Source organism: Flavipsychrobacter sp. (assembly GCA_041392855.1).
Lineage (GTDB): Bacteria > Bacteroidota > Bacteroidia > Chitinophagales > Chitinophagaceae > UBA5543.
In genome coordinates, this window is record JAWKLD010000001.1 from 768,748 (window position 1) to 786,668 (window position 17,921).

Consider the following 17,921-nt stretch of genomic DNA (forward strand, 5'->3'; position numbering starts at 1 on the left):
TAGTTCCCTCCCTTGTACGTTTAGTAACAAAATGTAGTAATCACCATATTAATATATAGTAGGATGGCCTTTTTTAATGAATCTTTGAATAGCCAACTTTATGTAGCTTCAACAACAACGGCAGATAAGGGCTTTGCCGGATTCTTATTACCTCAAAAACCATCTACTCCAGAAGAAGGGTATGATGTAGATCAAGCCCTTACAGACAGTAGTTTGAACGGGAGCTTTATTCTATCTGCACATACACCTCAACTAGATACTGTTGCAGAGACGAATGATTTCGTGGATAAACTATTGAACCTTTTAGGTACTGGTAGATACATTATCTGGTTGCTAGATATAAATGATTTTAGTGCTACGGAGAATACTATTATTATGACCATTGCCGGAGACGGTTCTGCTAGTATTCAAGGAGTGGAAATACCTTTAGTATCCAACATTTTTTTATATATACAAAATGGAATAAAGCTTACAGCAACTAGTGATTCAATTTCACTTGGTGTTAGCGGAGGTAGTGATAGTAGCCCTAAAATTCAATTTACAGGATCTGATGCCCCTAGTACAAAAATTACATATGCAACAGAAGGGGTATTGCCTCTAAGTGGTGATTATAGAGGTTGTGTTTCCTTTTCTGCATTTATCACAAGGTCCTCATTAGCTGATGATTTTTCGTGGGGTTTTCAAATGCTTATACCACTTAGTGGTAATGTTAACCAAAACGCATTAGCAGAATTTTTACCATTAGCAAGTGGCATTACACCATCATCTGATGATCAAATAGGTTTTGATATTACAATAGATCCTACAGATGTATTTAATACTGTATTTGAAGTTGAAAATGTTCCTGGTGCATCTATTGAGCAACAGTATAATTCAAGAAGAACAGTATTTAATTTCACTGGGAAAAATAATAATCTGTCAGAAACGCTGATGGATGCAATGTATTTTACCGTATGGGGAGATACGATACAATTAGTACCCACAGGAACTGATAGTACAGGGCTTCAAGCTAGATTGCTTTTCAATTGTGGGGAACAATATAGCGCTAATAAACAAAAAAGCCATTTGGCTCCTGAGGGGGATTTCATTATCCAGTTGAATGGTGCAACTACAGATGATGTATATCCTTTGCAATGTGGTTTGCAAGGTACAGAATTCTTTAATGTGCGATCTAGAACGAGTAGTAGTTCGGGTGATATATTGCGTTTTGTAGGTAATCAGCCTGCATATGCACCAGTTTATCCATTACCTCAAGCCTCTCCAGTAAAACAGCCTGTTTTACCTAATACACCTTTGCTTGATACACAATATAAAACCTCTTGGTGTACTATATTAAGTGGGACAGGTAACAACTTACCTTCTTACGTGGCACAACCCAAAGGGTCAGCATTATATGGTAATAATGGTACAAACTCAGATGGTGATACATTGATTGGCCATGTTAAACCGAGTTTTACGTTTACTGCAAATGATACCATCTTATTCCCCATGCTTCCATATACAGGTATCACATTTAACCCTGTTGAAGAATCTTCTTTTTCAGTGTCGCAAGTGGAAGACTTTGAAAAGACCATAGTAGCTCCTATAAGAAAGAAAGCTATTAATACCGTTCTTTCTGCAGCTGCAAAACAAGCAAAAGAAAATCTCCGTTCTGCTAAGAGTAGCACAGATACGGCTTCTGCTACAGTAACAACACCCTCGGGATTAATAGTAGACTTGGTAGGTGGTACAAGTAATCCTGTTTGGGATGCTATCAACCTAGCTCAGAATAGAACGGATACCTCAGGCGATTTCACAAAAATGTATTTTGATAATCCTGATGAGAATTTAGTGCAGGCCTTTAGTACTAGTGACCTGTTTTTAGTGATTGCTAATGATAAAAATATTGGAACTGCTGTAAGTTCTTTAAGTGGTTCTGAAACGTTGGACGAAGCTGCCGCAGCATTCTATAACAATATGTTTATAGGTGATTGGGGAATGCAAGCTAACACAGGAACTCAAAATAAATATAATAACTATAATAACGTTATCATTGTTAAAGGACGAAAGGGGAAATTATATGACCCGAGTAGTGCAGATAACTCTTTAATAGCCAACTGGCAAAAATGGACGGATAAAGACACTTTTGCAGCACCTTCTGTAGTAGATAACAAAGGTAAGGTTAGTGATCCGGATGATACACAGTTAGTCATCCTATCACAATGGCTGCAAACATTTTTTGAGGATGCTTATAATCAAACTGATACAGAATACTTTGGCAATTTTAATGCAATAGCTCAAGATGAGAACTGGACAGGTATTCTTATAGTTGGAATGGATATATCTGCATTACCGGATAATCTTAGTGGTATCTTGTCGGGTGTAAGAGACCCTGATGCTTTCAGAACACACCATTTTGGTATTAATATTACACCAGTAGAGCAAGGGGCAAATGGACCTCAAATAAATACACCTAGCAATATGTTTGGGCTTATTTATTACAATGACCCCGATTTTGTAGATCAAACCCCAATAGTTCCTGTAGAACCTGATCTTACAGAAACCTATGACTTTATTTTATTGGATCTAAAAGTTCTGTTTGAAAATACAGCAGTAAAAAGTTTCCAAAGCTATGCCCAGCTGACGACAAATAATTATTTCGGTAGTCCTGTTGATCATATGGGTGACGGAGGGAACTCTTATAATACAATGATCTTAACAGGGTCGCTGCAATTCAAGGGTGATGAGGCTATATACAGTTTAGCTACAGAGGGTGTGAATACCTTCTACTTTAACAGCCCTGTAGTGAACAAAGTAGAAATAACGAATGCTAACTTTAATACTGTAGGTAATAATGAAGATGGTGATTTGGTCAGTCAATTTACCCTCAATGGTTATTGGGATTTTAAAAAACTTACGTATAAGAAAGATCCTGAGGATGAAGATAGTGAAACTGTAGACTTTGATATATTCTCTTTTGGTAGTGACCCCGGTACAGATAGCCCCAGAAAAGGATTGATCTTTAATAATCTGATCATCCAAATGACGGCTTCTCCTTACACACCTGGTCAGACAGATCCCGTTACTAAAACAATGGTATTTGATGCTTCTAAAATAACCTTTGATCAAGGTAGAAGTACAGCAAGGCCTAATAGTTTATATATAAACTTCGCGCTTAATCTGCAAAATTATACACAAGGAACGTCGGATAAGCTACCTACAGATAAGGATTACTTACCAGTAATTACAGATATGAAGGTGAGCTCATTATCTGGTAGTTCTTGGGTGGGGCTTTCTTACCAATTAAATATGGGTACTCCCGGAGAGCTGGCTGCTAATGTCGGACTTACGTCAACAATGCTTACAGCTTGGGATCCTGCAGCTACTGATGATAGTGAATCTGCTCCTCCGGTATCAGTTGGTATAAAACTTCCAGGGACTGGTGGAGGTGCTAAACTGATCAGTTTGCAGTCTGTACTTAAATTATCCATAGGGCAAGTACGTTTAACGTATGTTCCCAACAGTAGTGGAGATGGTAACTCTTTTATGATGATGTTTACAGAAATAGCATTGAAATTTTTAGGGTTATTAAAACTGCCTCCAAACGGTTCAACTCTTTTTTACTTGTTTGGCAATCCTCAATCTAACGGCAAATCTTCAGGCTTAGGGTGGTACGCTATGTACAACCATGACGAAAGCACAGAACCTAAAGATTGTAGCAAATTATCCAACTCACTATCCAAAAATGAAAAACAATGATTTTCGATAAGATATTTAATTCTGTAAAAGGATATATGACTTCTGGTCAACAGGAGACTCAGATGAAAACATCTTTGGATCTTTTTGTTGCTTATCTGAATGGGGACGATAATAAAACAATAAGGGTGTGGGTGCCAGCTACTTATGGTTATGGGCATCAAGCTAGTACCGTAAATCTCATTTTTCAGCTTACTAATAGTGGTACTGATAATGGTTTTGGTTATGCAGGTACTATTGAAGTTTATTATTCGGACGCTATGGATGATAACCTGACTAAGCTTTTGCAATTAATGCCTAGTCTTGATAATCAAACAACAGGTGGGATGGTTAATAATGCTACCGTTAATTTAATAGCTTGGACGTCAGGTACCACTAAACCTCCTACAGATGAAGTGAATTTGGCGTTTACAGGTGGGAATGAAATACCAGTAAAGGTTACAGATCTAAACAGTAAATATTTTCTACAGATACAACCATACATGTGGAGCTCTTCTGAAGAGATTCAGTTGTTATCAGCTCCCAAAAGTCCTATAATTTTAACCGATCAGTCTTTACTCAATTATAAAGCATTTACCCAAAGGGGGTATTATATGGAAGTTGGGCAGGTTCCTGATTGGGATTATTATGCACAAAATGGATATAAAGATCAAGTAGCTGTATTACAAGATGTTATTGAAAATATAGATAATGGTACTTACGATGTAGGTGTTGTATATAGTATAAGGGAAAATTCTGAATTGTTGCCACCTCCGCAAGAGAGGATGTTTGATGTTATTACAGGGTATTTAGCATCGCAAATGGATGGCAGTGCTGTAAGGTCAGGGGCAAAGCCTATTATAGTATTGTCAATGGACAATTTTGTCAATGGAGGTACAGGTGCTAATACTTCCTTAACAGACCTGATTCAAGGAGCATACACTGCTGAAGAAAGTGGGCTTAACAGAAAGTTGATTGCTGATTTTACATTGACCGATAAGGAAGTAAACGAAACGCTTCAGTTATTAAAACCGAGTAAGTATCGTGCTGAATACTTAGATAATGTAAAAGCATCGGATAGAGTTGACTATGTATGGGATGCAACCGAAAGCACTGTAAATGGTAAATGCAGCTCCTTTTTAAATAAGGCGAAGAATAATTTACTCTTTATACAAATAGGAAGAGTGCCATCAGACATCTTTAACTATTTGATGTATAAGGCTACTATCCCTGCAGTTTTTGAAGGACAGAATACGGCTAATCTAGCCATGCAAATAGGTAAGCCATATTTTCATGTAGCAAGACCTAATAGTAGTAAGGTGCAATATCCTACAACATTATTAGGGTATTCAGAGTACGACGCTTACGAAGATTACACTAACGTATATATGCCCGTAGTGTTTGTGCCATCTATTGTATACCAGATGCAGGGAATAGCTAATAATGTCAATTTCCCGTTGATGGACTGGCCGAGCAAAACAAGTAGTAATCCGGCTGAAATAATGGGTGGCTTTATCAGGGATTATATGACTTCAACCACAGGTCAATATCACACCTATTATGATAATATAAAAGCATTCTATCAAAACCCTGCAAATGATAAATTTAGAGTAGCGCTTAGTTACCTTGGCTATGTTTTACAGTCGGATGGAGTGTTGTCTACATCAAGTGCCAATACTACTTTGTTAGCAGAAGAAGATACGAATCCGCTAAATGATCTGTTGGCTAAACTGTATGACAATTTTAGTGATGATAAGGTATTAGATCTTTTCCCTGGAGTGTATAGTGCGGGTCCTATATTCGATTTTATATCAGGTTTAGTAGGAATAAAAATATCGCTAACTGACGCAACAATAGATCCTGCAAAGGGAACTGAAAACCCTGATACTATAACTGTAAAAGGTGCTACTGATGCATTTGATGGTATACCGTTAGCATTTGAGATAACATTTACAGCTCCGGAAGGAAGTGTTATGTCTGCATGGAAAATGATCTATGAAGGAGAGTGGTATACTGATGAGTTGACTTGGCTTAAATTTAAAAATCCATTCGTATCACTTACCGTAGCCGATACTTTAGTGCCTACTCAAGGAAGTGTAGGTGGGAAATTGAGCAGTTTTGAGCAAAGTCTAGACGTGGCCATTACAATGCCTATAGATGATTCATGGCAGCTTGAAGGTCACTTTGAAACTCCTGCAAGTATAGCGCAATTCTACCAAATGGCTGGTGGTGTTAATTTAGTACAATCACTGCCAAGTCCTTTTAATGCTTTTAGTGCCATAGGTGTTACAGATTGCCAAATGGCTTACAGTATTAGTGATAGTACAATTGAGTATGTAAGTTTTGTGATGGCTACTAATGAGCCTGTAAACCTTATGGAAGGTCTTGTGATGGATAGTATCACATTTAATGTGCTAATTCAAAATCCAAGTTCTATTTCAACTAGGACCACCACATGGAGTGTAATGGGTAAGTTTGAAATAGGTACTGGCGATGATGCAGGTGTTGTTATTATCAGTATGGACTATCCTGGTCCAGTGTTCAATGGGCAGCTGGTAAGCGGAGAGATAAAAGTAGCAGACCTGTTTAATCTGTTTCTTCCTGGTACAGTATTTAACCCTGAAGGTGCAACTCCTGTAGTAACAGAATTTGTATCGTCTTTTGATGGTACAAGTGGTAACTATAATGTAGTGTCAAAGTTGAACTTTAATTGGACGTTCAATATTAGTGATATAATACCTGGAGCTCCACCAGTTACTATAAATGATGTAGGAGTAAGGGTGCAAAGCAAAAATAAAAAACTAGAAGGTGGTCTGTCAGGTGGTTTTACTTTTGGAGAAGGGGATACTGCTGTGTCTATAACACTTGCTGCAAGCTATACGAGTGATACAGGCTGGATATTTTCTGGTCAGCAGGATGAAAATACTCCTTTGAATCTTACAGCCATTGCTAATCAATTATTGCCTTCAAATTGGAAAATACCTTCTGATTATGACTATGAACTAGTTGGTCTCAATTTTACCTTTCAAGAAAAGCAAAAGTATTATGAGATTGGGGGAGCAACAAAAGGATTCTGGACAATTCCATTCATAAAAATGAATGTACGTGCGGATCTGAAATTTGGCTTTGGTATTTATGCAGATACTAATAATGCTGATACAAGTACTTTAACCCTTGTTGACAACCAAACAAATACTTATGCACTACAAGCCGAAAGTAAAGCTGGGTACTATTGCATGCTTAATGCTGATGTAGAGTGGATAGGTATTAAGATGAATGTATTCTACAATTACAACCCTGATGTGCTTTCATTTGGGTTTACTTGGGGAGTATTGTCAGGAGTTGTTACCCAAAATAGTGATAAGGAATGGGTGGGTACTTTAAAGTTTACAGACTCTGTATCGTTAGGGTGGATAGTAGAGGAGGCTATAAGTTGGGCTACTGGTTATAAGTATTCATTAGCATCTCCATGGAATGTTTTGAATAGTTTGTCCCTTAGTGCTCTAGAGCTAGTTTATAATTTCACTACCAAGACCGTTTCTTTCAATGTAGATATTAAGGAGATCAATCTGGGCTTCTGTAAGATTAATAAGATAGGTTTGAACTATGAGTCTGGAAATACAGCAGATCTGGAAAAGAATGGCGTATTTATAACAATAGAAGGTAGTTTCTTCTGGATGATAGGACAGGAACCTAAGGATGGAGAGAGTGCGGATAAGATCAAATGGGATGCTACCAAGCCGGAAACAACACCAGCACCTTCAGGGCAAGGTAATAAATACTTTGACCTGCGTATGTTAGCCTTAGGCCAGCATGTTAGTATTCCTGGCTTCTCTTCAGTAACCTCTGTGCAGCAGGCTATATGTGAAATGGGTAATCTGAAACCTGCAACGCCTGATGCAATACCTAATATAACCTTTGATCCTAACAGCTCTTGGATGATAGGCTTTGATATTGGTGTGTTGAAGCTGCAGAAAGAAGGAGATTCGGGAGGTAGTAGTTCTGATGCTCAAACTAAAAGCTTAGCGGCAACGGGTGATAGTGGATCAGGTTATTTCCTCGATCTTCAAATTGTATTTAATGACCCCAATCTTTATGCTTTAAGAATTGCGTTAAGTGGAGAGCCCGCAAGAATATTTAAAGGGTTAGATTTTCAAATATTATATAGAAAAATTAGTGATTCAGTAGGTGTTTATCAGTCAGAGATAACGCTGCCTGATGTAATGCGTAAAATACAGCTGGGGCAGGTTAATATTACCCTTCCTGTATTTGGCATCGAGATCTACACCAATGGTGACTTCTTAGTAGATCTGGGTTTCCCATATAATGCTGACTTCTCAAGGTCGTTCACACTTCAGACGATTATTTATGTGCCTTTCCCGATACCTATAATGGGTTCTGCGGGTTTGTACTTTGGTAAAAAATCAAGTGCTACATCTACAGAGGTGCCACAAATAACCAATGGTACATTTAATCCTGTTATCCTATTTGGTGTAGGTATACAGTTTGGTTTAGGTTACGATTTCAATGCTGGTATTTTGGCAGCAGGTTTTAGCTTGACCTTTGTGACCATTATAGAAGGGGTGTTAGCTAAGTTCAATCCATATCAGTACATAGACACCTCAACAGGAGAGCAGGCCGATATTGCTCCTGCATACTATTATAGTGTAAAAGGAGTAGTAGGTATACAGGGTAAATTGTATGGCTATGTAGACTTCAAGATCATAAAAGCAGAAGTGAATGTAGCATTAAGTATATTAGCTGATATTACCATTACTGCTTACGAGCCTATAATACTTGGACTTACCGCTAAAGTTAGTGTGTCTGTATCCGTGAAAATAAATTTAGGACTCTTTAAGATCAAGATCAGCTTTAGCTTTGATATGACAATTAGGGAAACCTATGAAATTAAAGTTGGTAGCGGTTCTGCACCATGGCAAATCGCACAAGGGTCTCAGGCGGATAGCCTCACATTATTGAAAACATCTACAGCTAGGAAGTTGTCACGGAAAAGATATGCTATGTCCTTCCTTGCAATGGACCAAGATGTATTTGTTGACACACCAACATGGAGCAATCTTAATGCTCCTGCAGAAAAAGCGCCGCTTACAACCTATATTGGTTTAGGATTGAGTATGGCGGGTGATATAGCCACTCAAACGTCTGAGCAATTAGCCGTATATTCTGCAATGCTGTTTATAGAGTCGACAGCTTCTACCAGCGAAGATCCTGATTCTGCGAAGCTAAAAGCAATAGGTACTACGCCAGATACTTCATTTGAAGTATTAAGTAAACAGGTGTTCCGTTGGGTAATTGCAGCATTCCATCAAGGAGCCATTAGTTCAGCAGATGTAGACAATTTAGTGATTAGCAAGGTAAGGTTACAAGAGATATATGATTATCTAAACGATGATAGTAATAATGACCCTATACCTGCATCAGATATCAACAGCTTCTTAGATGCACAAGTTTTGATGACGGTATCACATCCGTCAACAGAAGCAGGACAAGTAGATACGGCGTACTTCCCAATTGCACCGCAAATGTCTATCAACCTTCCTGCCTATGGTGATAATAAAGCGTTGACGTATGCTTTTGAAGATTATAATTCACTTTCTGATACATACATAAAAGACCTAAGAGCATATTTTGATCAGTTGGCAGTTCAGGTACAACAGGAGACTAATAGTACATTAATGGCTGAATCAGAACAAGCTAATAGTACGGAGTCTTTGGCCACATTTATATTTGAAGATTACTTCTTATTGCTAGCTCGCCAAATGACGCAAAATGCACAAAGTGCATTGGATGCATTTAATTATCCTATAGTAGAAACACAAACAGTTCAAGATGTAATAGATTGGGTAAATGCCAATGGTCAATTTACGTCTGATGCTTATTCTGTAAATGATCTTTTTGAAAGTAATAAAGCACACTTGCTTGTTACGGATAAGGTAATAGAAGTAAACGGAGCTATATATGGAACCGTAAGTGGAGATACTTTTGATAGCATAGCATCTAATACAATATATAATAGTTCGTTTACGTCTAAGGATTTAGCAACGCTTAATCAGGACGCAACAACGATATTGCAAAGTGGCGCTGTAATTGATTACACTGGCAAAGATTCTATCGTTGTACAGTCAGGAAATTCACTTAGTTCGATAGCCCAGGGTTACGAGGTGTCTGTTGATGAATTACTGACCAATTCAAACGTGCTATCATTGAAAGGTTTGCTGATAGTATCGGCAAAACTAGCTTTGCCAGCTATCAACGGTAAAGTACAAGATAAGGATACTTTGACTTCATTCTCTGCTCGCTATGGTGTAAGCATTGAATCTATAGCAGAGATATCTGATAATGCAGCTATTGTGTACCTGTTTGATATAACTGACAATGACGGGAATCTTGTTGTTAGTGATTTACCTCAGTTTAAAGTTGGTGAGCTGATAACAGAAATTCAAGCTAGTAATGGTTTGCAACAACTGTCAGGTATGGCTTCCAGATATTATCTGTCGGGATTGAGACTGCCTGTTACTATGGATGACGGAGGAAGTATTACTCCTAAGTATCAAGGTATGTGGGTGAATGATAAGATGGAGTATGAACAGGCAACTGCAGGTTTATTTGCTCTTACTGGTCAACAATTCCCAATGCCGGTTTTGAGTAAAGGAGATGCTTATGATGTTACCTTCACTATACCTTCTGCACTAGAGTGGATGATATTTGATGGAGGTAAAGAAACTCTAGATATTAGCATAGCACAAGACGGTACTGACTATACCCAATTAGAAATTGTACGTAGTTACGCACAGGAAAATTATTTGGATCTGTCATTACTACAATTAGGATTGGGAGATATGTTTAGTGATGATTATGGTCATTATTCATTTAGTACAGTTACTCCTTGGCAAGTAGGTTCGCCACTTGTGTTACCGTATGGAGGTACGGAAGGAGGCTCGCAAAGTGTGAATGTTTGGACATTGCCTAATGACTTGATAAGTTTGGCAGACCCAACAGGTAGGGAGGTAACACCACGTTTTCAAGTAAATATTGGTACGGTTGATCCTGTAACCAAGGCTATGAAATCAGAGCCTATAGATAACTATGGATGGGGTACTCAGGTATCCTTTACCGTCAAAAAAGTTCCGGTATCTACTGATAGCCCAGCATCTGCTACTACTTATGAGATAAGTGGTGCTGATGGTAATAATGCGCTCATATTAGAGCAAATGGTTACCTACCTTAATAATAATGATAGCTTAGTTGACCTTATTGCTTTTGGTTATTCACCGGATCAATCTGATGGATCAAATCCTGGTGTACAAACCGATCCTATAAGTGATTTGACCATCGGTATAGCGCAAGCCAACCTTTCTACATTTACACGTCCTGATACAGTAATGGCAATGAATAAATTTGCTGTAGAGTTGCAGGCTGAAAGTGAAGAGAGCAACTTGTTGAATTCGCCAACAGAGTTAATAACATTATTGTGGCAAGCTAGTATTACTAGAGATGGCGGCTATTATTTATATTATTATAATGCCGATGCAGGGGAAGGTTTGCCGGATCAGATATTCAACGATAAGGGAGAAGCGGTACTGTCACTTCTTACCATTTATTCAAATAGTGGGGTAGAAGACACACAAAACCTGTTGGAGCCTTGCATGAATATGTTTGTAACAGGAGATCCTGTGAATGTGAACGACAATTCACTTTTTGCACAGTCTAACCCTGTAATACATACCGCTGTTTTTGATACTGGTGATACATTAAGCAGTCTGTCTTATGAATACTTTACCAATATAGGCGATATAGTTGCAGACAATACAGATGCAATACTTAATGATAATAATGAAATTAATGTTGCAGAAGGTCTTTATCAAGTAACAACAGATAATGTGACCTTAAATACAATGTCTACTGAATTTGGCACAACTCCGGATGCTATAAGGGCTGCTAACCCATTGACAGATCTTCCTGCATCTAATGATAGTAACCTTTCTCAAGGGTTATGGTTAAGGTTGCCAGCCATAACAGTGAAAGCAGGAGCAGCTGATACTAAAACGCTAACGGATATTTCTTATAAGTATAATATGGATCTAACTGCGTTGGCCAATTATAACAGAGATCTAGTAGATATATTTGTTAAGGGAACATCGCTGAAGATGATTGGCGGACCTATAACAAGAGATGCTACAGTGCCTGCTGGTGTGGTATCTTTAGAAGCTGTTAGAAACAAACCGGCTGAAGCACCGGATAAAATAACAAATGATAGCGATGCGCTTCTGTTCTTACAGAACGACTTCTCTGTCCTTACTTTCGAGGTTATAGACAATTCGTGGTTCAAAGCAAGTAACCCTAGTCTTCCTGCTGGTCCAACTGATTCAGATGATCCTGCAATGGCAGATAAGTGGGTGTTCAAACAATCTGTGCCTTATAGTAGACTTGCAAACCAATTGCCAAATAGCGATACTGCCGACGGTATGCCTGATATGAGTAGTAGTCCGTATTTTGGTCTAGGATATTTGATACAGCCAGATTTTGAATGGTGTGATATATATGGTAATACTATATTGACTACTTTAGATGAATCGACCACAAGTCAATCAACTAATGATACCCCGACAGTGCATAACGAATGGCCTATATTAACAGGTTATACTGATAGCTTATTAGCTATCAATCAATGGCCGTCTACGTCCACTGGTTGGTATGTGATCAATACGCCTGCTAATCAAATCAATATTCCGATATCGTTTGATACGACACAGTATAATGGTCTGCTGTCGGCTAAAGCAACTAGCAGCACATCGTTGCTACTCACATTTACTACTGCCTTAGATGCTACTACGGCTAATGCCATTGCCAATTATAAATTAAGTTCTGACTTAAACCCTGATGTTGCATTAACGGCGGCACAGCTCCAAAGCGATAATATGACAGTTGTTCTAACTGTTACAGATGCAATGACAGAGGATACTCAGTATACATTGGCTATTGGTAATATTCAGAATGATAGCAAAACTGTTACCTATAATGGGCAAGCCACTTATAGCTATCCTGATGTGCCGGCAGAGGCAAGCTCTTCTATTGTACAGCAAGCCACACAGGATCTGCAAGTATATACGCAACTACTGTATCAGCTAACCGACCCTTCAGGTATTCAGATGTCTATGCAGACAACATTATTCGTGGATATGAATTTTGTTGTTGCTGAAGATACCTTTAATGACTTGGTGAATAGTTGGATAGCGTCTATATATCTGTATTTACAAGATCGCTCTAAAGGTGGAACAACAGTAGCAGCTCCACAGAGTGTTTATACACTTTCATTTGCGATAGAACCAACGAAAGTAAATGCGGAACAGATATTCGAGATCCTGTTGTCTTTCAATATTGAACGTACGGGTGGTGCTGTAATGGGAGATTTTGAAACTACAGGCGGTATAAAATCGGTTTCTACCAATATATCCCCGTCTACAGATTCGGGTGCGGCAACTCTAGCACTTAATGAGTTTGCTGAAGCTTTTGAAACAACAATGTCTATAACGGACAAGTATTACTTAAAAGTTTCTACAGGTGCAGACCGCGATAAGCTCGGTGAGCAAAAACCTGATGGAACAATATGGGCGGTAAGATTAGGTATCGATGATAACGGTCCTATAGCCTACGATGTTCAGAATCCAGGTTTGCCGGCATTATTTGCACCAAGACCAGTTTCTAATAAGCTAGAAAGTCGTAAAGGGGTAGATATATATACCTATAGTTCGGGTGTTGGTATCGACTTTACAACTCCTGCCTATCAAAAAGATTTTACAGAAATAGATCTAGACCAGTGGGTAGCTACTTTCTTTAGTGCTGTAGATGATATACTTACTCCTGAATTTACTGCTTCAATACAGCTGATCGATAAGAAGCTGAATAAAACATATTTAGAAGATATACAAAACAGTAAAGAGTCGTTAGCTGATATTGCTAAGCTGCTTATGGTGCCAGTGTATCAAGGGGAGACGGCGGATGCACAAGCCGTACAAGATGCGTTGAAGCAAGCCTTGCTAGCCAAGCTGATGAATTTGTATGCAACTAATTCGGGTATACAATTCGATGTTAAAGTAACAGCAGATGCAACCGACGGAACACCTCCTAATCTATATGGTAATTTTATGCAAAATACCATATTTGAAGGTGCTGTTAGTGAAGAAGATAAGTTGACGATCACTACTTTATATTTTAATGCAGCATTAGATAGTACCTCTGCTACAAATACAGCTAATTATACTTTAGCTAGTCCGCTTACTGTAGTTAGTGCAACACTTGCAGAAGATGGTAAATCAGTAGAAATTCAGGCTTCTGGCAATATTATTATAGGAACAACAACTGTAACGATTAGTGATGATCTACTTGATGCTAATATGCGTGCCGTACAGGGTGAGAAAGAGGCTGTTATAAATACAGATTATGTAAGTTACTCTAAACCAGATCAGCTAACGATAACTTCTGCTAAGGTTTCTCTTGATGAAAGCAAAGAACAGCCTCTTGCCTTCTTGCTCACTACACCTGAAATAGTAAGAGGTGCACAAGGGGAGGTGTTGTCAGAGATAAATCTTAACCTTTCTTATAAGAGTGCAGATATAGAGCATCAAATAGCAGAGCCTATAAATGGATTTACGCCATCCAGCTGGTTAAGCTTTGTATTGCCAAATGACAGAGTTGAAACTTTGGAAAGCCAATTAGGAGGATTCTTCGTTCCGATGTTCTTAAGGTCTTTCCCTCAAAATCCATCATTGGTTAATCAATCAGGAGCATCTCCTAACGTCAATAATCCAGATATCAGTCAATTGCTGGAGTGGAATTATGTATTTAATTATTCGCAGACATTCCATTACCCTCAGGATACATTGAATTTTACTATAAACTTTAATGTGGGTGAGGCACAAATGGCCATGTTAAAGGCTATACCTGATGCCTTTAATCAACTTGCAGAGTTTATAACAGTATATCCTTCAATAGATGTGGATCTGCAAACTAAGGTCAATAAAATTGATGCGCAGGTGTATAATGAAGATAGTGAAGATGCAAATAAGTTATTTAACGATGCAGGTATTGCTGTAAGTTCATTTGTGCAAATAGTTCAAAATATTGTAACTGCTGCCTCTGCAGGAGGAGGGCTTAGTATAAATAGTACTCCACGCCAAATCACAAGTACAGGTACTGCTGAGCCTTACCCTTTTAAAGTACAAGAAGGTCCTAAAAGCTTAGATGGACAGTTTGTGCAGGTAGTAACTATTTATGGTAAACCACCTGAAGGTATAGGAACGCCTCAAGTACTTATTTCGCCTGATACTTATGATATTAAAACTTGGACAAATGAAGAAGATGCTTGTGATGGAGATTTCTGCTATTATTATGTCAATAAATCAACAGGCGAACCATTGTTGAGTACCGATGCGCAGAATATAGCTGCAAGGCAGGTGTTAATTCCTGATATGAATATTCTTCAACGTCAGGATGCTATGACAGATGTCTACTTGACACGGAATGAAAATCTTGTTCAAGGAAAAGTAACCAGCGATGTCTTTGTCTATACTACGGGTGATATTTCTTTCTCTAATGCTTGTATGACAACGATCAATAGCACACAGCTGATCGAGATAGCCAATCTGCCAAATAATCAAGGTTCACCAACGACCAGAACATTATTTGAACAGCTTAAAACTTTAATGGATACGCTATTGAAGGACAATACTGAGCCAACATTGTCTTTCCAGATGACATGTAGTTACGATTATAGTATTAACGCTTCAAGTCTTTCTCCTGTTAATCTACCTGTGGTAATGCAGACGATAGTATCTGTTACATTGGCTACAGGTTTAGACCCAATGTTGCAAGGCTGGGCAGATAATATTGATAACTGGATGACTCAGAATAAACCTAGTCAATATCAAGGGGCATTGAAGTTTAGTTTGGTCATATTCTCCAATCTGACTAAGCAGCCATACCCACTTGTGGTATTAGACAACTTAGCATTAAGCCTGACCTATATATCCAGTTAATAAGCTGATATAAATAAACTGTATAACAGCACTTAGTTAAGCCACTCTTTGAAGATATACTTCTCGAGAGTGGCTTTTTGTGTACTTATAATTTTATTCCTTAATTTTAGGTACACTGAAAACTGGAGGAAGTTTATTAAGTATAAAACTCCTTATTTATGGGTCGCCTTGAAAACGCAAAAACAAAAGAAATTGTTTTTTTTAATTCTTATCATCAATTTGGTAGGAATACATATCTCTGCAGTACTACTTTGAGTGATGGAGATGTCTCACGTACACACGCTACTATATTTTGGTCTGATGGCTACTGGTATATAAGAGACCATAGTAGGAATGGAACTTTTATTGATGGTGTATTGATTAGTAAGTGTTGCAGAAAGATCGGTTTAAACACACAGATACAATTTGGTAATGTAAATGCAGATAAGTGGTATGTTCTTGATACCAAACCTCCAACAAACTATTTAAGATCGTTAACTACAAAGAATAGAATATTACCTCTGGATTCTTGTTGCGCTTTACCCAATGAACAGCAGCCGGAGATAGTTTTCTACATGTCTGAAAATAAAAAATGGGTAGCTGAGTCAGCAGATAAAAAGATCTTTTTGTCTACAGGTACTAAATTTAAATATAGAAATGAAGAATGGGAATTTATTGCCAACGAGGTATTAACAGATACGTTAGACTATGATATTGTCTTTCAGAATGCTTGCTTTAATATTTGTGTAAGTGCAAACGAAGAGGATATACAACTGAAGCTTGTAATTGATAATAATGAATATGATTTTGGAAGGAGGGCGTATAACTATATGTTACTCTCTTTGTGTAGGAAACGATTAGACGACTTTAAAGAAGGGGTGACTTTTGCAGACCAAGGGTGGGTAGGAACAAGCGAACTGGAAAAAGAAATAAGCAAAGAGTTGGGTTTTATTGTTGATAAGTATTACCTCAATTTACAAGTTTTTAGGCTACGTAAGCAAATTGTGAAAATGAAACCATATGGCTATTTGTTTTCCGAAATAATAGAAAGGAGAACTGGGGAAATAAGATTTGCATTCCCTCAACTGAAAGTGATAAAGGATAATATTTGTATTGGGGAGATAGAATGCTAAAAATTAAGTGAATAATTAATGGACACCATGAAACAAAAAGAACTCATATGTAGGGCTATTCTTAATGGAGAGAAGTATCGTTACAAAATACTACATAAAATAGGAGAGGGGAGTTTTGGTGCTATTTATAAAGCAGTTGAGGTTGATACATTGCAGGTGGTTGCTATAAAAGTACTGAAGTATAGAGAAGGGATGACTTTTGTTCATGAAGAAAAACAAAGGAAACGCTTTGTCCGTGAATTGAAAATTTGTGCTCATCTATCACACCCTAATATTGTGAAATTAATTGATAAAGGCTGGTTGAATGTTAATAAACCCTTTGCAGTATTAGAATATATAAATGGACGTACATTAAAAGATACACTCTTGAGTAATGATACTATAAATGCATCTAGAGTGAAAAAAATAATGAGACAATTATTAAATGTTATCAGGTATATGCATGCTAAAGGTATTGTTCATAGAGACCTTAAGCCTCAAAATATTATGATAACAAGCAAAGGAGACATTAAAGTCCTAGATTTTGGCATAAGTTCATTCTTTTCTAAGAATAGTCAAATAGTGCTTAGTGATGATTTAAGTGATGAAGAAAGAGGTACACCCTCCTATGCTAGATATGAGCAGTTGAAAAATGGCAAGCTAACTCCTTTGTCCGATATCTACTCTTGGGGGGTTATACTAATCGAGTGTCTTACAGGGTATCCAATATTTAAAAACTGTTCTTTAACGGATGTTTTGCTACAACAATCTAGACATGCTCATGTCCTTTCTCTTTCAACAATATTTAGAAAACCCTTAGCTACTTTATTAAACAAAGTATTGTATGAAATGACATCAGTTGATTTTGATTCTTTCATTGAGTCTTTTGATAGAATCGACTTTAGTAATGCTGTTTATCCTAATAAATTAAATGCTCGTCATGAATATGCACATATAGGAGATTCAACAATTATTACGTGTTCTTAGTGTAGAATTGTTGTTTGCTGCAAACAAATAAGTCTCTAAGTCTGGAGAGGAAACTTACTTGTTACTGGATTAG

Annotated in this window: 4 protein-coding genes; all 4 read left to right on the forward strand. The window is 37.7% G+C overall.

The genetic code is table 11. The features are described 5' to 3' along the window. The first annotated feature begins 63 nt into the window (after nt 1–63). The 4 genes from R2800_03845 to R2800_03860 all read left to right on the forward strand — a co-directional run bounded on the left by R2800_03845 (nt 64) and on the right by R2800_03860 (nt 17,848). The gene (locus R2800_03845) at nt 64–3,738 is read left to right on the forward strand and encodes a hypothetical protein (GenBank protein ID MEZ5016158.1); all 3,675 of its coding nucleotides are present in this window, start codon (nt 64–66) and stop codon (nt 3,736–3,738) included. Further along, the gene (locus R2800_03850; GenBank protein ID MEZ5016159.1) at nt 3,735–15,770 is read left to right on the forward strand and encodes a LysM peptidoglycan-binding domain-containing protein; all 12,036 of its coding nucleotides are present in this window, start codon (nt 3,735–3,737) and stop codon (nt 15,768–15,770) included. Before R2800_03845 ends, R2800_03850 begins: the two co-directional genes overlap by 4 nt. Nucleotides 15,771–15,928: 158 nt before the next feature. Then, nucleotides 15,929–16,882 (forward strand): FHA domain-containing protein, encoded by a 954-nt coding sequence (locus tag R2800_03855; protein MEZ5016160.1) that lies wholly within the window; start codon nt 15,929–15,931, stop codon nt 16,880–16,882. A 27-nt stretch (nt 16,883–16,909) separates the two neighbouring features. Next, on the forward strand, nt 16,910–17,848 hold the full coding sequence (locus tag R2800_03860) for a serine/threonine-protein kinase (GenBank protein ID MEZ5016161.1): 939 nt from the start codon (nt 16,910–16,912) through the stop codon (nt 17,846–17,848). The last annotated feature ends 73 nt before the right edge of the window (nt 17,849–17,921 follow it).

Coding starts and splice junctions, on each gene's coding strand:
- R2800_03855 (MEZ5016160.1), top strand. CDS start 15,929: ATGGGTCGCCTTGAAAACGCAAAAACAAAAGAAATTGTTTTTTTTAAT.
- R2800_03850 (MEZ5016159.1), top strand. CDS start 3,735: ATGATTTTCGATAAGATATTTAATTCTGTAAAAGGATATATGACTTCT.
- R2800_03860 (MEZ5016161.1), top strand. CDS start 16,910: ATGAAACAAAAAGAACTCATATGTAGGGCTATTCTTAATGGAGAGAAG.
- R2800_03845 (MEZ5016158.1), top strand. CDS start 64: ATGGCCTTTTTTAATGAATCTTTGAATAGCCAACTTTATGTAGCTTCA.